This window comes from Actinophytocola sp., from assembly GCF_036378875.1.
In the GTDB taxonomy this organism is placed as follows: domain Bacteria; phylum Actinomycetota; class Actinomycetes; order Mycobacteriales; family Pseudonocardiaceae; genus Actinophytocola.
Genome location: NZ_DASUVO010000176.1, coordinates 183,427 through 208,328 on the forward strand (window position 1 = coordinate 183,427; position 24,902 = coordinate 208,328).

Sequence of the window (24,902 nt, forward strand, 5' to 3'; positions counted from 1 at the left end):
TCGGGTATGGATGTCTGCTACGTGGAGCAAGTCCCGTGCCCCGCGTAGGTTCGGTGACTATGAGTGAACTGGCAGGGCGGCGTGCCTTCGTCACCGGCGCCGCCAGCGGGATCGGCAGAGCCTGCGCCGTGCGGCTCGCCGCTGCGGGAGCCGCCGTCGTCGCTGCCGACCGGGACGCCGCGGCCCTCAAGGACCTGGCCGCCGAACTCGACGTCGAGCCCGTGGTGGTGGACCTCGCCGACCTGGACGCCGTCGACCGGCTCGACCTCGCCGTCGACATCGTCGTCAACAACGCCGGGTTGCAGCACGTCGCACCCGTCCAGGACTTTCCGCCGGAGCGTTTCTCCCACATCCTGCGGGTGATGCTCGAAGCGCCGTTTCGGCTCGTGCGCAAGGCGCTGCCGCACATGTACGCGCGGGGCTGGGGTCGGATCGTCACCATCTCGAGCGTGCACGGCTCTGTCGCGTCGCCGTACAAGTCCGCCTACGTGGCGGCCAAGCACGGCGTCGAGGGCCTGTCGAAGGTCATCGCGCTGGAAGGCGCGGAACACGGGGTCACCTCGAACTGCGTCAGCCCGGCCTACGTTCGCACCCCACTCGTGACGGACCAGGTCGCCGCCCAGGCGAAGCATCTCGGTCTCGGCGTGGACGAGGTCGTCGACGAGGTCATGCTCGGGCCGGCGGCCGTGAAGCGGCTGATCGAACCGGAGGAGGTGGCCGAACTCGTGGTCTACCTGTGCGGCGACGGGGCCTCGGCGATCACCGGTGCGTCGATGAAGATCGACGGTGGCTGGACGGCACGATAGCCGCTATGTAGGAAATGAACACAACAGGCGCGGGCCTTGTGGATCCGTCGGCCATGTCGCGCCACGCCGTGTGCTCCTAGTGTCGTTTGAGTGACCGGCGCCACACCGATGTTGCGTACACGGGGACTCGTGCGGGAGTTCAACGGGTTCCGCGCGGTCAACGGCGTCGACCTGGACGTGGGCGCCGACACCGTGCACGCCCTGGTCGGGCCCAACGGCGCGGGCAAGACCACGCTGTTCAACCTGCTCACCGGCTTCCTCACCCCGTCAGCGGGCGCCATCGAACTCGACGGACAGGACGTCACCGGCCTGCGTCCCGAGCGGATCGCACAGCGCGGAGTGGCTCGGTCGTTCCAGATCACGAGCCTGTTCGACGAGCTGACACTGGTCGAACACGTCGAACTCGCTCTGCAGGGAAGGGACGGCCGCGGTTACCGCTTCTGGCGATCGGACAAGCAACTTCGCCGGTACCGGGACGAAGTGGAGGGCTTGCTCCAACAGGTCGGGCTGTTGGACCACGCCGCGAAGCAAGCCGGAAGTCTGGCGTACGGACAGAAACGGGCGTTGGAGCTGGCGCTGGCCCTCGCACTGTCGCCGCGACTGCTGCTGCTCGACGAACCGACCGCCGGGATGGGGGTCGAGGACGTCGCCCGCACCGTCGAGCTGATCCGGCGGGTGCGTGCCGGTCGGACCGTCGTGTTGGTGGAGCACAACATGAAGGTCGTCGGCGATCTCACCGACCGGGTCACCGTGCTCCAGTTCGGCAAGGTACTCGCCGAGGGGCCGTACGAGGACGTCCGCAACGACCCCCGAGTGATCACCGCCTATCTGGGGGAGTCCGTATGAGCTTGCTCAGCGTTCGGGACGTGGTCGCCGGTTATGGCGAAGCCCAGGTTCTGCAAGGGGTTTCGCTCGACGTGGCCGCCGGTGAGGTGGTGACGCTCGTCGGCCGCAACGGCGCCGGGAAGTCCACGTTGTTGCGGTGCCTCATGGGCCTGCACCGGTCCATGACGGGTCGCGTCACGTTCGACGGCCGGGACATCACGAGGCTGCCGCCGCACAAGCGGTGCCGGCTCGGACTCGGCTACGTCCCCGATGACCGCGGTGTCTACTCGACGCTCACCGTCGAGGAGAACCTCACGCTGCCGCCGGTCAGCGGTCCGGACGCGTGGTCGCTGGAGCAGGTGTACGACGCGTTCCCGGTTCTGGCGCAACGGAGGCGGCAGCCCGGCACCCACCTTTCCGGCGGTGAGCAGCAGATGCTGTCGGTCGCCCGGGTGCTGCGCATGGGCGCCCGGTTGCTGCTCGCCGACGAACCGACCGAAGGACTCGCACCCATCCTGGTCCAGCAGATCGGCGAAATCCTCCGAACGGCGAAGCAACACGGCGTCACGGTGTTGCTGATCGAGCAGAACATCCATTTCGCGTCCACCGTGGCCGACCGGCACTACCTCATCAGCCAGGGCCGCGTCGTCGAGTCGCTCGACAACGCCGAAGTCGAGCGGCGCGAGCACGAACTGCTGGAGTACCTCGGTATCTGAGGAGAGGAGCACGACATGGCTGGCAGGCGCACGACGGCCTTCCGTGCCGTCGCGACCGTGGTGGGCGTCGTGCTCGCCGGCTGCGGAGGCGGTCCGCAGAGCGGTGGCGGCACGATCAGCGGCGACGCGATCAAGCTCGGCGTCATCACCGACCTGTCCGGCGTCTACTCCGAACTGGCCGGCAAGAACGCCGTCGAGGCGGTGAAGATGGCCGTCGACGACTTCAAGAAGGCACACGCCGACGACGCCGTGACACAGAACATCGAGGTCAGCCAGGCCGATCACCAGAACAAGCCGGAGATCGCGAACACCGCGGCCCGGGGGATGTACGACCGCGACGGCGTCGACGCGATCTTCGACGTGCCCACGTCGTCGGCCGCCCTCGCCATCGCCACAGTGGCGAACCAGAACAAGAAGCTCTACTTCAACATCGGCGCGGCGACCACCGAGCTGACCGGCGCCCAGTGCAACGCCTACACCTACCACTACGCCTACGACACCTACATGCTCGCGCACGGCACCGGCAAAACCCTGACCGAACAGGGCGCCAAGAACTGGTACCTGATCTATCCGGACTACGCCTTCGGCCAGGACATGAACAAAAGCTTCACCGAGGCGATCGAAGCCGCTGGCGGCGCGGTCGGCGCGGCCGACCCGACACCGTTCCCCAACGACAACTTCGCCACGTTCATGACAAAGGCGCCCAACCTGAGTCCGAAGCCGGACGTGCTCGGCGTCATGCAGGCCGGTGGCGACCTCGTCAACGTCGTCAAGCAGTACAACGAGTTCGGCCTCGAAAGCAAGGGCGTCGGGCTCGCCGTGGGCCTCATGTTCGACACCGACATCGCGTCGATCGGCGCCGAGTCGCTCGCCGGCACGCTCTACACGACGGCCTGGTTCTGGAACATGGACGACAAGAGCCGGGAGTGGGCCGACCGCTTCAAAGAACGCACCGGCACACGGCCGACGTTCGACCACGCCGCGAACTACTCCGCCACCACGCAGTACCTGGAGGCGGTGCAGCGGGCGGGCACCGACGACGCCGACGAGGTCCGCAAGCAGCTCGACGGCCGCGAGTTCGACGACTTCTTCGCCCGCAACGCGAAGATCCGCGCGGAGGACCACTCGGTCGTCCACGACGCCTACCTGGTGAAGGTGAAGGAGCCGGCCGACGTGAAGGAGGACTTCGACTTCACCGAGCTGGTCGAGGAGATCCCGGCCGACGAGGCCTTCCGCGCCGCCGCCGACAGCGGCTGCGACATGGGCTGATCTCGTGATCTACGGGAGGAACGGCGGCACCCTCGAGTCGCTCATCGTGGATCCACCGAGGGCCTTGGTGGCTTGCGGTGCGGGCAGTGTCCTGAAAGACGCGCTCATGTCGTTGAACGCCCCCATCGCGTCTTTCAAGACACCCGCTGGGCGCTGCGCGCCCGGCGCCCGCGAAGCGGGCCTGACCAGGCCCGCACCTCCCCGCAAGGTGCGACACCCGACACGATCATCGGTGGATCGAGGCTCGTCGTCCTCAAGGGCACCTTCAGGACATCGCCACCGTACCGAAGGCGCGGCGACCGTGGGTGGTGGCGCCGGACGTGTGTGGGCGAGCGCGCAGCTCGTCGGGAACGGGTGGGGCATGGTCACGGGTGAGGAGGTGTCATGTCCGAACTGGTGCAGCAGCTGTTCAACGGGTTGGTGAGTGGCAGCTTCTACGCGTTGCTGGCGCTCGGTCTCTCGGTGATCTTCGGCATGCTCGGGGTGGTCAACTTCGCCCACGGCGCGTTCTACATGCTCGGCGCCTTCGGTGCTTTCGTGCTGCTGGACACGGTCGGGCTGTCGTGGTGGCTCGCGCTGCTCGTCGTGCCGGTGGTGCTCGGGGTGCTGGGCATGGTGATGGAGCGGGTGCTCGTCGCGCGGCTGGTCCGGCTCGATCCGTTGTACAACTTCCTGCTCACGTTCGGCGTCGCGCTGATTCTGCAGGACCTGGTGCGGCTGCGGTACGGCGTTCAGTCGCAGCCGTACCAGCGGCCGGCGTTGCTGGACGGCACGGTGAACTTCGGTCTCTTCGACTACCCCAAGTACCAGGTCTTCGTGTTCGCGTTCTCAGTCGTGGTGTCGGTGCTGGTGTGGCTCGTGCTGACGCGCACCAGGGTCGGCGTGATCGTGCGGGCCTCGACCGAGCGGCCGGAGCTCACGCAGGCGCTGGGCATCGACGTCCGGCGGTGGGTGACGCCGGTGTTCGGGTTCGGCATCGCCCTCGCCGGGTTGGCCGGGGTGCTGGCCGCGCCGATGCGGGCGGTGAACTCCAGCATGGGCGCCGATCTGATCATCGTGATCTTCGCGGTGGTGGTGATCGGCGGCCTTGGCTCCGTCTTCGGCTCGGTGACCGCCGGGTACCTGGTCGGCATGCTGACCGCGGTCGGGAACCTCCATGTGTCGGCGTTCTCGCAGAGCCTGGTGTTCGTGCTCATGGCGCTGGTGTTGTTGCTGCGGCCCGCGGGCCTGTTCGGCCGCGAGGAAGGCGTGCGGGCATGATCATTTCAAGGCTGGTCGCCGGACGGTCACCCGCCGTTCGGCTTCTCATGCTCGCCATCGGGTTGATCGTCGCGTTTGGACTGCCGTGGTGGATCTACCCGCCCGTCGCGTTGGACATCGCGGCGTGGGCCCTGTTCGCGGTCGCGCTGGACCTGCTGCTCGGGTTCACCGGCCTGCTTTCGTTCGGGCACGCGGCGTTCTGGGGTTCGTCCGCGTACGCCACCGGCATCATCGCCGTCGAGACCGGGCTGCCGTTCTACGTGGCAGTGCTCGGGGGCGCGGTGCTGGCGGCGGTGATCGCGGTGCCGATCGCGTTGCTGTCCGTGCGGCGGACCGGGATCTACTTCGCCATGGTGACGTTGGCGTTCGCGCAGCTGGTGTACTTCGTGGCGAACCAGTGGCGGTCGTTGACCGGCGGCGAGAACGGGCTGCAGGGCATTCCCCGGGAAGCGTTCGGGATGGACCTGTCGGACTCCTTCTACTTCTACTACGCGGCCATCCCGTTGGTCCTGTTAGGACTGTTCGGGGCGTGGCGGGTGGTGCACTCGCCGTTCGGCCGGGTCATGGTGGCGATCCGGGAGAACCCGGCGCGTGCCAGGGCGCTCGGGTACCCGGTCGACCGCTACAAGGTGGCTGTGTTCGTGCTTTCCGCCTTCCTTGCCGGGATCGCGGGTGGGGTGTACGCGATCGGACACGGGTTCGCGTCGCTGCAGGAGGTGTACTGGACGACGTCCGGCAAGGTCGTCGTCATGAACATCCTCGGTGGCATGGGCACCCTGTGGGGCCCGGTCGTCGGCGCCGGCATCATCGTCGTGCTCGAGGACTACCTGGCGACGGCCGGCATCGACGCGGTCGGTGTCGTGACCGGCGTGATCTTCGTGGTCACCGTCCTGGTGTTCCGCCGGGGCATCTGGGGCACGGCCCGGCGCCTGCTACGGCGCCGGGCTAAGTCAGGGCCGGACTCAGACCACCCGGGCCGAGAGGCCGCCGACGAGCGATCAGCTGCTGCAGCGCGATGAACACGAGTAGCAGCACGCCGATCACGATCTTCGTCCACCACGCGCTGAGCGTGCCGTCGAACGAGATCAGGGTCTGGATCGTGCCGAGCACGAGCACACCCATCAGCGAGCCGACCACGTAGCCGACCCCACCGGCGAGCAGCGTGCCACCCACGACGACCGCGGCGATCGCGTCCAACTCCATGCCAACGGCGTGCAGGCCGTAGCCGGAGAGCATGTAGAACGAGAACAACAGCCCGCCGAGCGCGGAGCAGAAGCCGCTGATCACGTAGACGCCGACCTTGACCCGGCCGGTGCGCAGCCCCATGAGCGTCGCGGACGACTCGCTGCCGCCGACGGCGTACACGGTGCGGCCGAAGCGGGTCAGGTGGAGGACGTACGCCGCCGCCGCGACGATGACGAGAGCGATCACAACGCTGTAGGTGATGGTCACGCCGCCGAACAGCTCGATGGACGACGTCGCGATGTCCCGGAACGTGCTGTCCTTGATGGACACCGACTCCACACTGATCACGAAGCAGAGCCCACGCGCGAGGAACATGCCGGCCAGCGTCGCGATGAACGGCTGCACCCCGAACCGGTGGATCATCACGCCCATCCCGAGCCCGAGCACCGAACCGGTCGCGAGGACGGCGATGACGACCAGCCACGCGGGCCAGCCGGCACGCAGCGTGGCGGCGGCGATCATCGTCGACAGCGCCACCACCGACCCGACCGAGAGGTCGATCCCCCCGGTGAGGATGACGAAGGTCATGCCGACGGCGAGGACGATGAGGAACGAGTTGTCGATGAAGAGGTTCGCGAAGATCTGCGGGGTCCCGAACCCCTCGTAACGGATGGCGCCCGCGCCGAAGGTGAGCACGAACACGACGAAGGTCGCGATCACCGGCAGGAAGCGGGAAGGAACTTTGGCGAGAGGTTTCACCGAGCACCCGCTCCTTCGGTGTTGGCCTGTGGCTGGGGAGTCGCGAGGGACCCGCGGGCATCGCGGTTCGGCGCCGGAGTCGGGTGCGCCGTGCTGCCGGGGAGGCAGCAGGGCGGGATCCCGGCTGGCACGCTCACAAGGTGCCCGCTTCCCGTGACGTGGGTGACGGACGCGCTCATCGGGCTCCTGCTTCCTGTGGCTTCTGGGGCATGGCCGCCACCGGCGGTGTCGTCGGGCCGACCGGGCGGCGCAGCCCTCCGGTGAGCCGCGGCGCCTGCAGCAGGCACACGGCGATCACCACGGCCGACTTGAAGACCAGCGTCGTCTCCGGCGGCACGCCGATCGTGTATACGGTGGTCGTCAGGGTCTGGATCACCATGGCGCCGATCAGGGTGCCGGTCAGCGAGTAGCGACCGCCCGCCAGCGACGTGCCACCGATGACCACCGCCAGGATGGCGTCCATCTCGATCCACAGACCGGCGGCGTTGGCGTCCGCCGCGTTCACGTTCGACGCGATCATCAGGCCCGCGACGCCGGCGCACAGCGCGCAGAACACGTAGACGGTCCAGATGATCGTCCGGGAACGCACGCCCGCCAGGCGGCTGGCCTCCGGGTTCACGCCCACCGCCTCGATGAGCATGCCCAGTGCCGTCCGCCGGGTCAGCAGCGCGACGGCGGCCAGCATGACCAGGCTGATCAGGATCGCGATCGGCAGTACCACGAAGCCGGCGCCGACCTTCGAGAACGTACTGTTGGTGACGGTCACGATCTGGCCCTCGGTGATGAGCATCGCCACGCCGCGGCCTGCGGTCATCAGCACCAGCGTCGCGATGATCGGCTGGATGCCCAGCACCGAGACCAGAAAGCCGTTCCACACGCCGAGCACCAGGCACAGCACCAGCGCCACGGCCATCGCGACGAACGCGTTCTGGCCCGAGGCGATGAGGGTGCACGCCACGGCGCCAGCGATGGCCGCCACCGCGCCCACCGACAGGTCGATGCCGCGGGTGGCGATCACCAGCGTCATGCCGAGCGCGATGAGCAGCGTCGGCGCGCCGTTGCGCAGGATGTCCACGAGGCTGCCGAACAGGTGGCCGTCCTGGATGCGCAGCGAGAAGAACGACGGTGTGAACACGAAGTTCAGCAGCAGCAGGGCCACCAGTGCGAGCAGTGGCCACAACAAACGCTTCATGGCTGCTCCTCGCAGGCTCCGAGCGGCCGCTGTGTCGATGATTCGCTCGCAAGCTCGCTCATGATGTGGCTACCTTCTCGGCCTCGCCCGCGATGAGCGCGAGGACGTCGTCGACGCCGGCGTCGCCGGGCAGCTCACCGATCTTCCGCCGGTCGCGCAGGACGACCACACGGTCGGACACGCGCATCACCTCCTCCAGTTCGGCGGAGATGAACAACACCGCCATTCCCTCGGCCGCGAGGTCGGCGACGACCTTCTGTATCTGTGCCTTGGCGCCGACGTCGATGCCGCGGGTCGGCTCGTCGAGGATCAGCAGCCGCGGCCGCGTGACCAGCCAGCGCGCCAGCAACACCTTCTGCTGGTTGCCGCCGGACAGCGTGCCGACGACGGCTTCGGGGTTCGCCGGGCGGATGTCGAGAGCGTTCACATACTTCTCGACCAGCTCGTCCGCCGTGCGGCGGGGCACCTGGCGGGCCCACCCACGCGCGGCCTGCATGGCGAGGATGAGGTTGTCCCGCACGGTGAGGTCCGCGACCAGACCTTCGGCCTTGCGGTCCTCGGAGGTGAACGCTATCCCTTTCGCGATCGCCGAGCGCGGGTTGCGAAGCTTCACGGGCTCGCCGTCGATCAGCACGCGGCCGGAGTCGGCGTGGTCCGCGCCGAACAGCAGGCGCGCCAGCTCCGTCCGGCCAGAGCCGAGCAGACCGGCCACCCCGACGACCTCGCCGGAGCGCAGCTCCAGGTCGAACGGGGAGATCGCACCCGTCCGGCCGAGGTTCTCCGCGTGCAGCAGGGGAGTGGTGGACGGCACGTCGTGCTCGGCGGTACGTCGTTCCACCTCGTCCAGCACACCGAGGTCACGGCCGATCATAGCGCGGACGATCTCGAGCCGGCTCGCCGAGGCCGTCGCGTACTCGCCGACCAGAGCGCCGTTGCGCAGCACGGTCATCCGGTCGGAGATCTCGTACACCTGGTCGAGGAAGTGCGACACGAACAGGATCGCGACGCCGTCCTCACGCAGCACCCGCATGATCCGGAACAGCTCCGCGACCTCGCCAGCGTCCAAACTGGACGTCGGCTCGTCGAGGATCAGCACACGTGCGTCCACCGCGACCGCACGGGCGATCGCCACCAGCTGCTGCACCGCGATCGGGTGGCTGCCGAGCGCGGACGCGGGGTCGATGTGCAGCCCGATACGGGAAAGCAGCTGCGCCGCCCGTGCCCGCATGGCCCGCCCGTCGATCGAGCCGAACCTGCGCGGCTCCCGCCCGAGGAGGATGTTCTCCGCGACCGACAGGTTCGTGCACAGGTTCACCTCCTGGTACACGGTGCTGATGCCGGCGTCCTGCGCCTGCGCGGGACTGTGGAACGACACCGGAGCGCCGGCGAGACGGATCTCGCCGGCGTCGGGGGTGTGGACCCCGGTGAGGGCCTTGATGAGCGTCGACTTGCCGGCACCGTTCTCGCCGAGCAACGCGTGCACCTCACCGGGGAACAACCTGAAGTCAACGTCCTGCAACGCCTTCACACCGGGAAAGGTGACGGTGATGCCCTGGATGTCGACGACTGGGGCAAGCTCGGTCACGGATCAGTACTTCCGGTCCGGCAGAGCTGCCTTGGCCTGCTCCTGGTCGAACGTGGTCTCCTCGGTGACCACGCGGTTCGGCACTTCCTCGCCGGCGATGACCTTCTTGGTCAGGTCCATCAGCTGCGGTCCGAGCAACGGGTTGCACTCGACGATGAAGTTGATCTCACCGTCGGCGAGGGCGGTCATGCCGTCCTTCACCGCGTCCACGGTGATGATCTTGATGTCGACACCGGGCTGCTTGCCGGCCGCCTTGATGGCCTCGATGGCGCCGAGCCCCATGTCATCGTTGTGAGCGTAAACAACATCGATGTCCGGCTCCGACTTGAGGAACGCCTCCATCACCTGCTTGCCGCCCGACCGCGTGAAGTCACCGGTCTGCGAGGCGATGATCTTGATGTCGGGCTTCGACTTGATCGCTTCCTCGAAGCCCTCCTTGCGGTCGATGGCCGGCGCAGCACCCGTGGTGCCCTGCAGCTCCACGACGTTGGTCGGGCCGTCGCTGTTCTCCGCCAGCCACTCGCCGGCCTTCTTGCCCTCGTCGATGAAGTCCGAGCCGAGGAAGGTCTTGTACAGCGACGTGTCGTCGGAGTCGATCGCGCGGTCGGTGAGGATCACCGGGATGTTGGCGCGCTTGGCCTCCTGCAGGACGGTGTCCCATCCGGTCTCCACCACCGGCGAGAAGGCGATGATGTCCACCCTCTGCTGGATGTAGGACCGAATGGCCTTGATCTGGTTCTCCTGCTTCTGCTGCGCGTCGGAGAACTTCAGCTCGATACCGGCCTCCTTCGCGGAGTCCTGGATCGACTTCGTGTTCGCCGTCCGCCAACCACTCTCGGCGCCGACCTGGGCGAAGCCCATGGTGATCTTGCCATCGTCCGCAGCGTCGCCCCCGCTGCCGCACGCGGTCAAGGCTGTGAACAGGACCGCAGCCAAAGCGGTCGTGATCGTCTTCCGCACTGCAATATCCTCCGTTGGACCGTGCGTGACCGGTGTCACTGGGCCACTAGAGTGAACGTTCACAGTCCGCGCGTCAACCCCCTGTAATAACAACTTGTCCTCAGTTGACACCCCTGCGGACGCGGCTTATGTTAACGCTCACTTTGCGCGTCAACGTCGACTCAGAAGGAACCCCCATGCGGGCACCTCTCGTTCGTCGCCGGACACCCGTACTGCTCGTCGCGCTCGCCGTCATGGCCGCGTTTCTCACCCCGGCCGCGGTCGCGGGCCCCGCGTTCGGCGGCTACCTCTTCTTCTACTTCACCGGCGAGGGCACCGCGACCGGCGAACAGGTCTATCTCGCGGCCAGTCGTGGTAACGACCCGTTGCGGTGGGACGAGCTGAACGGTCGCCAGCCGGTGCTCACGTCCTCGCTGGGAGACCGCGGGGTACGGGACCCGTTCATCATCCGCTCGCCGAGGGGCGACCGGTTCTACCTGCTCGCCACCGATCTGCGCATCTTCGGCAACGGTGACTGGGACGCCGCGCAACGCTTCGGCAGCAAGCACATCGAGGTCTGGGAGTCGACCGACCTGGTGCACTGGTCCGCGCAGCGGCACGTGCGCGTGGCGCCGGACACCGCCGGCAACACCTGGGCGCCGGAGGCCTACTGGGACCGCGCCATCGGCGCCTACGTCGTGTTCTGGGCGTCGAAGCTGTACGCGGCGGACGATCCCGGCCACACGGGCGACACCTACAACCGGATGCTCTACGCCACGACGACCGACTTCCGCACCTTCTCCCCGCCGAAGGTCTGGATCGATCCCGGCTACTCGGTGATCGACTCCACGGTGGTCGAGCACAACGGCTGGTACTACCGGTTCACCAAGGACGAGCGCAGCGCCGGACCGGACGCGCCGTGCGGCAAGTTCATCACCGAGGAGCGGTCGACGCGTCTCCGTGACACCAGCTACGACCTCGTGGCGGACTGCATCGGCTCCGGCGCCATCAGCCGGGGTGAGGGCCCGACGGTGTTCAAGTCCAACACCGAGAACCGCTGGTACCAGTTCATCGACGAGTTCGGCGGGCGGGGCTACGTCCCCTTCCAGACCACCGACCTCGCCTCCGGCCGGTGGCAGCCGGTCGCGAACTACGCGCTGCCGGCGAGTCCGCGCCACGGCACCGTCCTGCCGGTCACCGCGGCCGAGCTGGCCAGGGTGCGGGCCGCCTTCCGCTGAGTCCGAATCGCTTCACCCTGCTATCGAGGAGCGACATGTCCCGATCCCGACTGCCCGTGGCGGTTCTCGTCGCGAGCGCGCTCGTCGCCGCGCCCGGCACCGGGCAAGCGGCCGAGCAGACCTACACCGTCACTGTCGATGTGAACGCTCACGGAGCGGACATCTCGGACACCATGTACGGCGTCTTCTTCGAGGACATCAACCGCGCTGCCGACGGCGGACTGTACGCCGAGCTGGTGCAGAACCGCTCGTTCGAGTACGACCCCGCCGACAACGCCGCCTACACCCCACTCACCGCGTGGGCGCCGAAGACCGGCGACCCGCAGGTGGTCGACGACGACGGCCGGCTGAACGAACGCAATCGACGGTACCTGCGCATGGCGCTGCCGGGCGCGGTCATCAACGCCGGCTACAACTCCGGCATGCACATCGAGAAGGGCAAGAGATACGACTTCTCGGTGTGGGCGCGCACCGATCAGGCCAGGACTGCGCTCACCGCCGAGATCACCGACCCGGCGGGCACACGGCTGGCCGACCCGTTGTCGCTCACCGTCCGCGGCGCCGGCTGGGCCCGCTACGCCGGCACGTTCACCGCGCGGACCACCAGCATCACCGGCCGCCTGCTCGTCAGCGGCGCTGGCACGGGCACGGCCGCGCTCGACATGGTCTCGCTGTTCCCTCGGGACACCTACAAGAACCGGCCGAACGGCATGCGACGCGACCTGGCCGAGAAGATCGCCGCGCTGCACCCGCGCTTCGTGCGCTTCCCGGGCGGCTGTCTCGTCAACACCAACAGCCACTACGGTTACGAGGCGCCGAACTGGGAGCGCCGGCGGTCCTACCAGTGGAAGGACACGATCGGCCCGGTCGAGCAACGCGCCACAAACGCGAACTTCTGGGGCTACAACCAGTCCTACGGCATCGGCTACTACGAGTACTTCCAGTTCGCGGAGGACATCGGCGCGATGCCGCTGCCGGTCGTGCCCGCACTCGTCACCGGCTGTGGGCAGAACCGGGTCACCGACGACCCCGCGCTGCTGCAGCGGCATATCCAGGACACGCTCGACCTGATCGAGTTCGCCAACGGCCCGGCCGACTCGGCGTGGGGCCGCAAGCGCGCGGAGATGGGGCACCCGGCGCCGTTCGGGCTCACACACATCGCCGTCGGCAACGAGGAGAACCTGCCGGACGCGTACTTCGAGCGGTTCACCCAGTTCCGGGCGGCCATCGAGGCGCGGTACCCGAACCTCACCGTGGTCGGCAACTCCGGCCCGGACGACACCGGCGCCACCTTCAACCGCCTGTGGCAACTCAACCGTGAGTCCGATGTGGACATGGTGGACGAGCACTACTACAACAACCCGACCTGGTTCCTGCAGAACAACGAGCGCTACGACAGCTACGACCGCAACGGCCCCAAGGTGTTCCTCGGCGAGTACGCCTCGCAGGACAACCGGTTCTTCAACGCGCTCACCGAGGCCGCCTACCTGACGGGTCTCGAACGCAACGCCGACGTCGTGCGGCTGGCTTCCTACGCGCCGCTGCTGTCCAACGAGGACTACGTGCAGTGGCGGCCGGACATGATCTGGTTCAACAACAGGGCGTCGTGGGGCTCGGCCAGCTACGAAGTACAGCGGCTGTTCATGAACAACGTGGGCAACCATGTCGTGCCGAGCACCGCCACCGGCACCCCGTCCCAGGAGGACCAGCCGATCACCGGCGCGATAGGACTGTCCACGTGGGGGACGGCCGCGTCCTACGACGACGTCCGGGTGTCCACGGCGGACGGCGCGACGCTGTTCGCCGACGACTTCTCCGGCACCGACGCGAGCTGGACCAACATCGCCGGGCGCGGCTCCTGGTCGGTCACCGACGGCGCCTTCGTCCAGTCCGACACCGCCGCCGAGAACACCATGGTCACGGCAGGCGACCCCGCGTGGCGGAACTACGACCTGAACGTCAAGGCCACCAAGCTTTCCGGCCGCGAGGGCTTCCTCGTCGGGTTCGGCGTCAAGGACTCCGGCAACTACTACTGGTGGAACCTCGGCGGCTGGAACAGCACCCAGTCAGCCGTGGAGAAGGCCGTGAACGGCGGCAAGTCCATCCTCGTCGCCGACGGCACGGCCGTGCAGACCGGCCGCCAGTACGACATCCACGTCCAGGTCCGCGGCCGAACCGTCAGCCTGTTCCTGGACGGGCAGAAGTGGGGCGAGTTCACCGACAGCCAGAAGGTCGAGCCGTTCCGCCAGGTCGTCACCCGCGACACCCGCACCGGTGAGCTGATCCTCAAGGTCGTCAACGCACAGGCCACCGCGGCCAGCACGACGGTCGAGCTACCCGGTGCGAGCGTCGAGCGCGGCGCGCGGGTGACCACGCTGACGGGCGACCCCGACGACGTGAACAGCCAGTACACGAGCCCGATCGCGCCCCGGGAGTCCCGAATGGATGTCGCGAGCACGTTCACACACACCTTCCCGCCATACTCGGTGACCTTCATCCGGATCAAGACCAGGAGCAACTCGTGAGCCTCGACCGCAGGGCCTTGTTCCGTGCCGGCGGTGCAGTGGCCGCGGCAACCGCGATACCCATGAGCCTGACCACCACATCCGCGGCCGCCGCCCCCGGCAGGCCGCCAGCACTCACCACCCGCAACCCGCTCGTCGAGCAGCGCGCCGACCCGTTCGTCACCACACCCGTCGACGGCATGTACTACATGACCGGGTCGGTGCCGGAGTACGACCGGATCGTGATCCGCGGCGCCGCCACGCTCGACGGCCTGGCGACCGCCCGCGAGCGAACCATCTGGCGCCGCCCCGCGTCCGGCTCGATGGGCGGCTACATCTGGGCGCCGGAGCTGCACCGCGTCGGCGACCGCTGGTACGTCTACTTCGCGGCCGGGGACTCCGACGACCCGTTCCGTATCCGCACCTACGTGCTCGAGTCGATCAACGACGACCCGAGGACCGCCGGGTGGTTGCCGCCGAAGCGGATGGTCACCGGTTGGGACTCGTTCACACTGGACGCCACCACGTTCGAACACCGTGGGCGGCGGTACTTCCTGTGGGCCCAGAGCGAGCCCGGCATCGCCACCAACAGCAACCTCTACATCGCGGAGATGGTCTCGCCGCTCGAGCTCGTCACCCCGGTCGTGCGGATCGCGGTGCCGACCCTGAGCTGGGAGGTCCAGGGGTTCCGGGTGAACGAGGGCCCCGCCGTGCTCATCCGCAACGGGCGCGTCTTCGTGACGTTCTCGGCGAGCGCCACCGACGCCCGCTACTGCATGGGCCTGCTCTACGCGGATGAGAACGCCAACCTCCTCGACGCCAGGTCGTGGACCAAGTTGCCGAACCCGATCTTCACGACCAACACCGAGACCCGGCAGTTCGGGCCGGGCCACAACTCGTTCACGGTCGGCGAGGACGGCGGCGACGTGCTCGTCTACCACGCCCGCGACTACCGCGACATCACCGGTGACCCGCTGTTCGACCCGAACCGGCACACCAGGGTGCAGAAGCTGTACTGGAACGAGGACGGCACACCGTCGTTCGGCGTGCCAGTCGGAAAGGGCGGCACGGTGATCCGCCTGTCGCCGCTTGACGCGCGGAACCTCGTGGTCCGGCACGCCGAGTTCCGGCTGCGGGTCGAGGGCAATGTGCGCGAGGTGGCCGACTCCTGGTTCCGTTTCGTGCCAGGACATCTGGGGGCCGGCACCGTGTCGGTGCAGTCGGTGAACTTCCCCAACCACTACCTGCGGGCCGCCGACGGCGTGCTCCGCATCGAGCCGTTCGCCGAGGCTGACGACTACGGGCGGGCGACGAGCTTCGTTCGGGTGCCGGGGCTCGCGAACCGTTCGGACGTGTCGTTGCGGTTGCTGGACGACTCCGGAGCGTACATCGCCCATGACAACGGGCGGCTCGTCGTCGCCCGACCGGGTGGGGGACGCGCCGATTGTGAACGTTCTACCTTCCGGATCAGCTGAAGGTGGAAGACTGGGACCATGCACCGTCCACGGTGAACTGGGCGGTGTGCGTGAGGTTGAGGAGAGGTACGAAGTGGACAACCCGGTAGTGGGTAGCAGGGTCTCGCGGGATCCCGCGATGACGGACGTGGCCCGACTGGCCGGGGTGTCCCACCAGACCGTGTCACGCGTGCTGAACGGGCACCCCAACGTCCGCGAGCAGACGCGGCTGCGGGTGCGGGCGGCCATCGACCAGTTGGGGTACCGGCCGAACAAGGCCGCGCGGGCGCTGGTGACCGGCAAGTCGCAGCTGATCGGTGTGATCGCCCAGAACTCGTCGCTGTACGGTCCGGCGTCGTTGCTCGGCGCGTTCGAGACCGCCGCGGCGGAGGCGGGCTTCACGGTGAGCCTGCGGCGGGTGAAGGTGTTGGACCGCGAGTCCATCGCGTCGGCCGTCGAGCACCACAGGGACACACGGGTGGCCGGCATCGTGGCGATCGCGCCGACGGCGTCGGCCGCCGAGGCGCTCGCGGAGGTGCCGGCCGGTCTCCCGCTGGTGACCGTGGACGGTGACCCGGCCCGGGAGACCCCGCTGGTGACGGTCGACCAGTTCGCCGGCGCCTACGAGGCGACGAAGCACCTCCTCGACGCCGGACACCCGACCGTGTGGCACGTGTCCGGGCCGCCGGACTGGTTCGACAGCGCCGGCCGGGTCCGCGGCTGGCAGCACGCGCTCGCGGAGGCGGCCGCGGAGGAGCCGCCACTGGTGGCGGCCGACTGGAGCGCGGCGTCCGGCTACAAGGCGGGCCAGATGCTGGCCCGGATGCCGGAGTGCACGGCCGTCTTCGCGGCGAACGACCACCTGGCGCTGGGGATCCTGCGGGCCATGTACGAACGTGACCGGCGCGTCCCGAACGACGTGAGCGTGGTTGGCTTCGACGACGTGCCTGAGGCCGAGTACTTCATCCCGCCGCTCACGACCATGCGTCCCGACTTCCACGCCGTGGCACGCGAGACCCTCAGCCTGTTGCTTGCACAGGTGAGTGAGGTGGAGGTCGAGGAGCCACACCGTACGATCGCACCTGAGCTCGTGCGGCGGGAGAGCGTCATGCACCGCCTCGAGACGCTGCCCGGGGAGGGTCCGCTGGCGGGGTAACGGGGCTCACCGTCCATTGTGCACGTTCACTAACGATCTGCTGCGCAAACCGGACTGCCTCTTGACGAGGTGAATGTTAGCGATAACACTCCTCGCATGGCCAACGATCGCGATGACGCGCTGGTGGTGGGCGTCGACTTCGGCACCCTCTCCGGGCGAGCAGTGGTCGTGCGGGTGAGTGATGGTGCGGAGCTCGGTACCGCGGTGCACGAGTACCGCCACGGCGTGGTCGACCACGCGCTGCCGGGTAGCGACAAGCCGCTGCCGCCGGACTGGGCGCTCCAGGTCCCGAAGGACTACGTGGACGTGCTCCGTACCGCGGTGCCGGAGGCGATCAGGAACGCGGGCGTGGACGCCGCGAACGTGATCGGCATCGGCACCGACTTCACCGCCTGCACGATGATCCCGGTGACCGCCGACGGCACCCCGCTGTGCGAGCTGGACGAGTTCGCAGACGACCCGCACGCCTACGTCAAGTTGTGGAAGCACCACGCCGCCCAGCCACAGGCCGACCGCATCAACGCGCTGGCCGCCGCGCGGGACGAGAAGTGGTTGCCCCGTTACGGCGGGCTCATCTCCTCGGAGTGGGAGTTCGCCAAGGGTCTGCAGCTGTTGGAGGAGGCGCCGGACGTCTACGCCGCGATGGCGCACTGGGTCGAGGCGGCCGACTGGATCATCTGGCAGCTCACCGGGAACTACGTCCGCAACGCGTGCACGGCCGGTTACAAGGGCATCTACCAGGACGGCGCCTACCCGTCGGAGGAGTTCCTCCGCGAGCTGCACCCGGACTTCGCCGGTTTTGTGAAGGACAAGCTCGACCACCCGATCGGTCAGCTCGGTGACCGTGCCGGCGACCTGAGCAAGCTCGCCGCGTACTGGACCGGGCTGCCGGCCGGAATCGCCGTCGCTGTCGGCAATGTCGACGCTCACGTCACCGCCCCGGCCGCGCAGGCGGTCGAGCCGGGCCGGCTCGTCGCGATCATGGGCACGTCCACCTGCCACGTGCTCAACGGTGAGGAGCTGCACGAGGTGCCGGGCATGTGCGGCGTCGTGCAGGGCGGCATCGTCCCCGGGCTGTGGGGTTACGAGGCTGGGCAGAGCGGCGTCGGCGACATCTTCGGCTGGTTCACCGAGAACCAGGTGCCCCCGGCGTACCACGAGGCCGCTCGCGCGCAAGGAAAGTCGTTGCACGAGTACCTCACCGACCTCGCCGCACGGCAGCGGGTCGGCGAGCACGGCCTGCTGGCCCTCGACTGGCACAGCGGCAACCGTTCGGTGCTCGTCGACCACGAGCTGTCCGGTGTGGTGCTCGGCCAGACCCTCGCCACCCGGCCGGAGGACATCTACCGGGCGCTCATGGAGGCCACCGCGTTCGGCACCCGCATGATCGTCGAGGCGTTCACCGACTCCGGTGTGCCCGTGACGGAGCTGATCGTCGCGGGCGGGCTCGTCAAGAACTCGTTGCTGATGCAGATCTACGCGGACGTGACCAACCTGCCGCTGTCGACCACCGGTTCCGCGCAGGGACCCGCGCTCGGCTCGGCCATGCACGCCGCGGTCGCCGCGGGCGCGTACGCCGACATCCGCGCGGCCGCGGTCGCGATGGGTTCGGTGAACAGCGGTGTGTACCAACCGATCCCGGAGAACGTGGCCATCTACGAGCAGCTGTTCATGGAGTACGCGGACCTGCACGACCACTTCGGACGGGGCGGCAACGACGTCATGCACAAGCTGAAGGCACTGCGGCGCGCGGCGGTGGTCGATCGATGAGGACACTCACCGCGCTGCGCGAAACGGTCGCGGCGCTCCACGCGGAACTGACCCGCTACAACCTGGTCATCTGGACCGCCGGCAACATCTCGGCGCGGGTGCCGGGCGAGGACCTGATGGTCATCAAGCCGTCCGGGGTGTCCTACGACGACCTCAGCGCGGACACGATGGTCGTGACCGACCTGCACGGCAACCTCGTCGAGGGAGACCTGTCGCCGTCCTCGGACACCGCGGCGCACGCGTACGTGTACCGGCACATGCCCGAGGTCGGCGGGGTCGTCCACACGCACTCGCCGTACGCGACCGCGTGGGCCGCGCGCGGCGAACCGATCCCGTGTGTGCTCACGATGATCGCCGACGAGTTCGGTGGTGACGTCCCGGTCGGTCCCTTCGCGCTGATCGGTGACGACTCGATCGGCCGTGGCATCGTGGAAACCTTGCGGGACAGTCGATCCCCCGCCGTGCTGATGAAGGGCCACGGCCCGTTCACCATCGGGAAGGACGCGCGTGCCGCGGTCAAGGCGGCCGTGATGCTCGAGGACGTCGCCCGCACTGTCCACTTCGCACATCAGCTCGGTAAGCCGGACGTCATCGACTCCTCGGATGTCGACCGGCTCTACGCCCGGTACCAGAACGTGTACGGGCAATAAGGAGATTTCATGTCCTCTGCCGCCAAGCCGCAGGTCTGGTTCCTGACCGGCAGCCAGCACCTGTACGGCCCGGAGACCCTGGACCAGGTGGCGAGCCAGTCCCAGCGGATTCAGCAGATGCTCACCGACTCCGGTGCCGTCAGCGTGGAGATCGCCTGGCAGCCGGTGCTCACCGACTCCGCCGCGATCCGCGACATCCTGCTGGCCGCCAACAGCGATCCCTCGTGTGTCGGCGTGATCGCGTGGATGCACACGTTCTCGCCGGCCAAGATGTGGATCAGCGGTCTGGACATCCTGCGGAAACCGTTGCTGCACCTGCACACCCAGCTCAACGAGGCGCTGCCGTGGGAGTCCATCGACATGGACTTCATGAACCTCAACCAGGCCGCGCACGGTGACCGCGAGTTCGGCTACATCCAGAGCCGGCTCGGCGTGGCCCGCAAGACCGTCGCCGGCCACGCGACCGATCCCACCGTCACCAGCCGTATCGACGAGTGGGCCCGCGCCGCCACCGGCCTCGCCCACCTGAGGACGTTGCGGCTCGCGCGGTTCGGCGACAACATGCGTGACGTCGCCGTGACCGAGGGCGACAAGGTGGAGGCCGAGCTGCGGTTCGGTGTCTCTGTCAACACCTACGGTGTCAACGACCTGGTCGCGGTGGTCGACGCGGTCGCCGACGACGAGATCGACGAGCTGGTCGCCGAGTACGCCGGTGCCTACCAGCTCGCGCCGGAGCTCGCGCGCGGGGGAGAGCGGCACGAGTCGCTGCGGTACTCGGCACGCATCGAGGCCGGCCTGCGCCGGTTCCTCACCGAGGGCTCCTTCGGCGCGTTCACCACGAACTTCCAGGACCTGGGCGGGTTGCGGCAGCTGCCGGGTCTCGCCGTGCAGCGACTCATGGCCGACGGTTACGGCTTCGGCGGTGAGGGTGACTGGAAGACCTCCGCGCTGCTGGCGGCCGTGAAGGCGATGGGCGGGGGCCTGTCCGGCGGCACGTCCTTCATGGAGGACTACACCTACCACTTCGGACCCGGTACGCCGAAGATTCTCGGTGCGCATATGCTTGAGGTGTGTCCGTCCATTGCGGACGGCACACCGTCGTGCGAGATCCACCCGCTCGGGATCGGCGACCGGGAGGATCCCGTACGACTGGTGTTCGACACCGCGCCCGGGCCGGCCGTCGTCATCGGTCTGGCCGATGTGGGCGACCGCTTCCGGTTGGTGGCCAACGAGATCGACGTCGTCCCACCGGACGAGCCGCTGCCCAGGCTGCCGGTCGCGCGGGCGGTGTGGCAGCCCGCGCCGTCGTTGCAGACCTCGGCCGAGTGCTGGCTCACCGCCGGTGGCCCGCATCACACGGTGCTCACCCAGTCAGTCGGTTCGGGCGTGCTGCGAGACTTCGCTCGCATGGCCGACACGGAGCTCGTGCTCATCGACGACGACACCACGACCGACGCGTTCGCCGACCGGCTGCGCTGGAACCAGGCCTACTACCGCCTCGCATACGGCCTGCGCTGACACAGAAGGAGAAACGATGAGGTTTCCACGGCTCGCGGCGGGACTCACCGCCGCAGGCTTGGCCCTGGCGATGACCGCCTGCGGTTCGGCTGAGAAGACCGTCGACCAGCAACCCCAGTCCTCCGACGGCGCGCTCGTCGGCGTGACGATGCCGACGCGGTCGTCCGAACGCTGGATCCACGACGGCGACAACATCAAGAAGGCCTTGGAGGCCAAGGGTTACAAGGTCGACCTGCAGTACGCGGAGAACGACATCCCGACGCAGGCCAACCAGCTCGAGAACCAGATCACCAAGGGCGCGCGAGTGCTGATCATCGCGTCCATCGACGGCACGGCGATCACCTCGCAGCTGCAGACGGCCGCCGACAACAAGATCCCGGTGATCGCCTACGACCGGCTCATCCGCAACAGCCCGAACGTGGACTATTACGCCTCGTTCGACAACTTCAAGGTCGGCCAGCAGCAGGCGACCTCGCTGCTGACCGGTCTCAAGATCCTCAACGCGGACGGGACGCCCGGCACCGCGAAGGGTCCGTTCAACATCGAGCTGTTCGCCGGCTCGCCGGACGACAACAACGCCACCTTCTTCTTCAACGGCGCGATGGACGTGCTGAAGCCCTACGTCGACGACGGCACGCTGAAGGTCAAGAGCGGCCAGACTGACTTCAAGACGATCGCGATCCTGCGTTGGGACCCCGCCACGGCCCAGCGGCGCATGGAGGACCTGCTCACCTCGGCCTACAACGACGGATCCAAGGTGGACGGTGTGCTGTCCCCGTACGACGGTCTGTCGATCGGCATCCTCTCCGCGCTGAAGAGCGGTGGCTACGGCACCGCAGGCCAGCCGTACCCGATCGTGACCGGACAGGACGCCGAGGTGGCCTCGGTGAAGTCCATCATCGCGGGTGAGCAGTACTCGACCATCCAGAAGGACACCCGCGAGCTCGCGAAGGTCGCGGTCGACATGGCCGACGCCGTGCTGCAGGGCAACAAGCCGGAGGTCAACAACACCAAGGATTACGACAACGGCGAGAAGGTCGTGCCGTCGTACCTGCTGGAGCCGGTTATCGTCGACAAGTCCAACTACAAGAAGGTCTTGATCGACTCCGGCTACTACACCGAGGACCAGTTGAGGTAAGTTCGTGTTCGACGAGATCCTGGCGATGCACGGCATCACCAAGTCGTTCCCCGGCGTGACCGCGTTGCGGGACGTGGAGTTCTCGGTGCGGCGAGGTGAGATCCACGCGATCTGTGGCGAGAACGGAGCGGGCAAGTCGACGCTCATGAAGATCCTCTCCGGGGTACACCCCCACGGGACGTACTCCGGAGAGGTCGTCTTCGACGGGCATGTCTGCTCGTTCTCCGGCATCCGCGACAGCGAGGCCCGCGGCATCGTCATCATCCACCAGGAGCTCGCCCTGGTGCCGCAGCTGTCGATCGCCGAGAACCTGTTCCTGGGTAACGAGATCGCCCATCGCGGGATGATCGACTGGAACCGGACCAACCACGAGGCCGAGCAGCACCTGCGTCGCGTCGGGTTGCGGGAGAACCCGACGACCGCCGCGGGTGAGCTCGGCGTCGGCAAGCAGCAGCTGGTGGAGATCGCGAAGGCGCTGTCCAAAAAGGTCAAACTGCTGATCCTGGACGAACCGACCGCGGCGTTGAACGACGACGACTCCGCGCATCTGCTGGACCTGCTGCGTGGTCTTCGTGACGACGGCATCACGTGTGTGGTGATCTCGCACAAGCTCGGCGAGGTCACCGCGATCGCCGACACCATCACGATCCTGCGCGACGGGCGGACCATCGAGACGCTCGACACGTCGGACGTGACCGAGGATCGGATCATCGCGGGCATGGTGGGGCGGGACCTGGAGCACCGGTTCCCGCCACGCACACCGCACATCGGCGACGAGGTGCTGTCGATCGTGGACTGGACCGTCCACAGTCCCAACAACCCCGGCCGGGTGGTGGTCGACCACGCGAACCTCTCGTTGCGGCGCGGGGAGATCGTGGGCTTGGCCGGGTTGATGGGCGCCGGTCGCACCGAGCTTGCGATGAGCGTGTTCGGCCGGTCCTACGGGGTGGACATCTCCGGTCGGGTGATCAAGGACGGTCGCCCGATCGACGTGCGGACGCCAGAGTCTGCCATCCGCAACGGGATCGCGTACGTGAGCGAGGACCGCAAACGGTACGGGCTGAACCTCGTCGAGGACGTGAAGCGCAACGTCTCGGCCGCCGGCCTCGGCCTGCTGTCCCGGCGCGGTTGGGTCAACGAGCACGAGGAGTACCGTGTCGCGGAGAAGTACCGTTCCGCGCTGCGGATCAAGACACCCAACGTGCAGGCCGGTGTGCAGACGCTCTCCGGTGGCAACCAGCAGAAGGTCGTGCTGGCGAAGTGGATGTTCACCGAGCCGGACGTGCTGATCCTCGACGAACCGACCCGCGGGGTCGACGTCGGCGCGAAGTACGAGATCTACACGATCGTGAACTCGCTGGCGGAGCAGGGAAAGGCGGTGCTGGTGATCTCTTCGGAGCTGCCTGAGCTGCTCGGTCTGTGCGACCGGATCTACACCTTGTCGGCCGGTCGCATCACCGGCGAGATGGCGCGCGAGGACGCGACGCAGGAGCGCTTGATGGAGTACATGACGCAGGAGGTCAGGCCGTGAGCGGAGCTTGCGGAGCGAACCATCGATGTTCAGGACGGCGCCTCGAACGCGGAGGGCGCCGGTGGAGCGGAGCCTGCGGAGCGTTCCGGCGCCACGGAGCGGGCGAGGTGACGTCGTGAGTTCGCAGATCGTCGACGTCGAGTCGACTCCGGTGGCAGCACCGGACGGCGGGCCGCAGCGACGGTTCCGGCTGAACCTGCGGCAGAGCGGTATCTACGTCGCGTTCGCGTTGATCGTGGTGCTGTTCGCCGTGCTCACCGACGGCGCGTTGCTGCAACCGGGCAACATCTCCAACATCGTCGTGCAGAACTCGTACGTGCTGATCCTCGCGATCGGCATGATCCTGGTGATCATCAGTGGGCACATCGACCTGTCGGTCGGCTCGGTCGTCGCCGTGACGGGTGCCGTCTGCGCGGTGCTGACCGTCCAATGGGGATGGCCGTGGTGGGTCGCGGTGATCGTCACCCTGGCGGCCGGTGCGCTGATCGGTGCCGCGCAGGGCTACTGGATCGCGTACTTCGGTATCCCGGCGTTCATCGTCACGCTCGGCGGCATGCTGGTGTTCCGGGCGCTGACGCTGACGGTGCTGGGCAACCAGGGCATCGGGCCGTTCCCTGACGAGATCCGCACGCTGTCCAACGGGTTCACCGACGGCTACCTCGGCAACGTGGGTCTCGGCCCGCTCGGCGGCGCGGACCTGGTGTCGCTGCTGCTCGGCATCCTCGTGGTGGTCGGCTTCGCGTTCGTGCAGTGGCGTACCCGACGTGCCCGGCTGGGCTACGGCCAGGTCGTCGACCCGTTCCCGCTGTTCGTCGGGAAGATCCTGCTCGCGGCGCTCGTGGTCATGTTCGTCGTGGTGCAACTCGCACGGTTCAAGAACCTGCCCTGGGTGCTGGTGCTGCTCGCGGTGCTGGTGCTGGGTTACTCGCTGATGGCGAACCGGTCGGTGTTCGGCCGGCACATCTACGCCGTCGGCGGCAACCTCCAGGCAGCGACGCTGTCCGGCGTGCGGGTGAAGCCGGTGACGTTCTGGGTGTTCGTGAACATGGGCGTGCTGGCCGCGTTGGCAGGCGTGATCTTCGCGGGCCGCCTCAACCAGGCCGGGCCCACCGCTGGCGACACGTTCGAACTGGACGCGATCGCGGCCGCGTTCATCGGCGGCGCCGCCGTCCAGGGCGGCGTCGGCAAGGTCATCGGGGCGATCACCGGCGGTCTGATCATGGGTGTCATCAACAACGGCATGTCACTGCTCGGCGCCCCGACAGAACGTGTGATGCTCGTGAAGGGCTTCGTCCTTCTGGCGGCGGTGGCCTACGACGTGTGGACCAAGCGCCGCGCGGGCACGGTTCGCTGACAACACAGCACGACAACGGCCGTGGGGCCGTCTCCGGTCGAACACCGGAGGCG

At 67.9% G+C, this 24,902-nt stretch carries 20 protein-coding genes; 16 read left to right on the plus strand and 4 right to left on the minus strand.

The window, feature by feature from the left end:
- Positions 1-59: 59 nt before the first annotated feature.
- The 6 genes from VF106_RS50655 (at position 60) to VF106_RS50680 (ending at position 5,895) form a co-directional block, all read left to right on the plus strand.
- Positions 60-806, plus strand: coding sequence for a 3-hydroxybutyrate dehydrogenase (locus VF106_RS50655; protein ID WP_330847335.1), 747 nt, complete (start codon positions 60-62; stop codon positions 804-806).
- Positions 807-896: 90 nt separating this feature from the next.
- Positions 897-1,652 carry an ATP-binding cassette domain-containing protein gene (locus VF106_RS50660; protein ID WP_330847336.1) on the plus strand — a complete coding sequence of 252 codons (756 nt, stop codon included), beginning with the start codon at positions 897-899 and terminating at the stop codon, positions 1,650-1,652.
- The gene (locus VF106_RS50665) at positions 1,649-2,347 is read left to right on the plus strand and encodes an ABC transporter ATP-binding protein (protein WP_330847337.1); all 699 of its coding nucleotides are present in this window, start codon (positions 1,649-1,651) and stop codon (positions 2,345-2,347) included. Before VF106_RS50660 ends, VF106_RS50665 begins: the two co-directional genes overlap by 4 nt.
- 15 nt (positions 2,348-2,362) lie before the next feature.
- Positions 2,363-3,616 carry an ABC transporter substrate-binding protein gene (locus VF106_RS50670; RefSeq protein ID WP_330847338.1) on the plus strand — a complete coding sequence of 418 codons (1,254 nt, stop codon included), beginning with the start codon at positions 2,363-2,365 and terminating at the stop codon, positions 3,614-3,616.
- Positions 3,617-4,000: 384 nt separating this feature from the next.
- The gene (locus VF106_RS50675; RefSeq protein WP_330847339.1) at positions 4,001-4,876 is read left to right on the plus strand and encodes a branched-chain amino acid ABC transporter permease; all 876 of its coding nucleotides are present in this window, start codon (positions 4,001-4,003) and stop codon (positions 4,874-4,876) included.
- Positions 4,873-5,895: a branched-chain amino acid ABC transporter permease gene (locus VF106_RS50680; protein ID WP_330847340.1), complete on the plus strand. Its 1,023-nt coding sequence runs from the start codon at positions 4,873-4,875 to the stop codon at positions 5,893-5,895. The genes VF106_RS50675 and VF106_RS50680 overlap by 4 nt, the downstream gene beginning before the upstream one ends.
- Here VF106_RS50680 and yjfF read toward each other — a convergent pair.
- From yjfF to VF106_RS50700, 4 genes are all read right to left on the minus strand, one after another.
- Positions 5,822-6,820 (minus strand): galactofuranose ABC transporter, permease protein YjfF, encoded by a 999-nt coding sequence (gene yjfF / locus VF106_RS50685; RefSeq protein WP_330847341.1) that lies wholly within the window; start codon positions 6,818-6,820, stop codon positions 5,822-5,824. The genes VF106_RS50680 and yjfF overlap by 74 nt on opposite strands.
- 175 nt (positions 6,821-6,995) lie before the next feature.
- Positions 6,996-8,012, minus strand: coding sequence for an ABC transporter permease (locus tag VF106_RS50690; protein ID WP_330847342.1), 1,017 nt, complete (start codon positions 8,010-8,012; stop codon positions 6,996-6,998).
- Between the two features lie 58 nt (positions 8,013-8,070).
- A complete protein-coding gene (locus tag VF106_RS50695; RefSeq protein WP_330847343.1) occupies positions 8,071-9,597 on the minus strand; it encodes a sugar ABC transporter ATP-binding protein in 1,527 nt (508 codons plus the stop codon).
- Positions 9,598-9,600: 3 nt separating this feature from the next.
- Positions 9,601-10,557, minus strand: coding sequence for an ABC transporter substrate-binding protein (locus VF106_RS50700; RefSeq protein ID WP_330847344.1), 957 nt, complete (start codon positions 10,555-10,557; stop codon positions 9,601-9,603).
- 176 nt (positions 10,558-10,733) lie between these two features.
- Here VF106_RS50700 and VF106_RS50705 point away from each other — a divergent pair, with 176 nt between their 5' ends.
- From VF106_RS50705 to mmsB, 10 genes are all read left to right on the plus strand, one after another.
- The gene (locus VF106_RS50705) at positions 10,734-11,774 is read left to right on the plus strand and encodes a glycoside hydrolase family 43 protein (protein ID WP_330847345.1); all 1,041 of its coding nucleotides are present in this window, start codon (positions 10,734-10,736) and stop codon (positions 11,772-11,774) included.
- Between the two features lie 35 nt (positions 11,775-11,809).
- Positions 11,810-14,299 (plus strand): alpha-L-arabinofuranosidase family protein, encoded by a 2,490-nt coding sequence (locus VF106_RS50710; RefSeq protein ID WP_330847347.1) that lies wholly within the window; start codon positions 11,810-11,812, stop codon positions 14,297-14,299.
- Positions 14,296-15,753 carry a family 43 glycosylhydrolase gene (locus VF106_RS50715; RefSeq protein ID WP_330847348.1) on the plus strand — a complete coding sequence of 486 codons (1,458 nt, stop codon included), beginning with the start codon at positions 14,296-14,298 and terminating at the stop codon, positions 15,751-15,753. Before VF106_RS50710 ends, VF106_RS50715 begins: the two co-directional genes overlap by 4 nt.
- Before the next feature lie 46 nt (positions 15,754-15,799).
- Positions 15,800-16,888: a LacI family DNA-binding transcriptional regulator gene (locus tag VF106_RS50720; RefSeq protein ID WP_330847349.1), complete on the plus strand. Its 1,089-nt coding sequence runs from the start codon at positions 15,800-15,802 to the stop codon at positions 16,886-16,888.
- A gap of 96 nt (positions 16,889-16,984) precedes the next feature.
- On the plus strand, positions 16,985-18,658 hold the full coding sequence (gene araB, locus VF106_RS50725; protein WP_330847350.1) for a ribulokinase: 1,674 nt from the start codon (positions 16,985-16,987) through the stop codon (positions 18,656-18,658).
- Complete coding sequence (locus VF106_RS50730; RefSeq protein ID WP_330847351.1) at positions 18,655-19,308, plus strand: L-ribulose-5-phosphate 4-epimerase; 654 nt, start codon at positions 18,655-18,657, stop codon at positions 19,306-19,308. Before araB ends, VF106_RS50730 begins: the two co-directional genes overlap by 4 nt.
- A gap of 9 nt (positions 19,309-19,317) precedes the next feature.
- The gene (araA, locus tag VF106_RS50735) at positions 19,318-20,826 is read left to right on the plus strand and encodes an L-arabinose isomerase (RefSeq protein ID WP_330847352.1); all 1,509 of its coding nucleotides are present in this window, start codon (positions 19,318-19,320) and stop codon (positions 20,824-20,826) included.
- Between the two features lie 16 nt (positions 20,827-20,842).
- Positions 20,843-21,964 (plus strand): multiple monosaccharide ABC transporter substrate-binding protein, encoded by a 1,122-nt coding sequence (gene chvE, locus VF106_RS50740; protein ID WP_330847353.1) that lies wholly within the window; start codon positions 20,843-20,845, stop codon positions 21,962-21,964.
- Between the two features lie 25 nt (positions 21,965-21,989).
- Positions 21,990-23,495: a multiple monosaccharide ABC transporter ATP-binding protein gene (gene mmsA, locus VF106_RS50745; protein ID WP_330847362.1), complete on the plus strand. Its 1,506-nt coding sequence runs from the start codon at positions 21,990-21,992 to the stop codon at positions 23,493-23,495.
- Between the two features lie 151 nt (positions 23,496-23,646).
- Positions 23,647-24,849 (plus strand): multiple monosaccharide ABC transporter permease, encoded by a 1,203-nt coding sequence (mmsB, locus tag VF106_RS50750; RefSeq protein WP_330847363.1) that lies wholly within the window; start codon positions 23,647-23,649, stop codon positions 24,847-24,849.
- Positions 24,850-24,902: the final 53 nt, after the last annotated feature.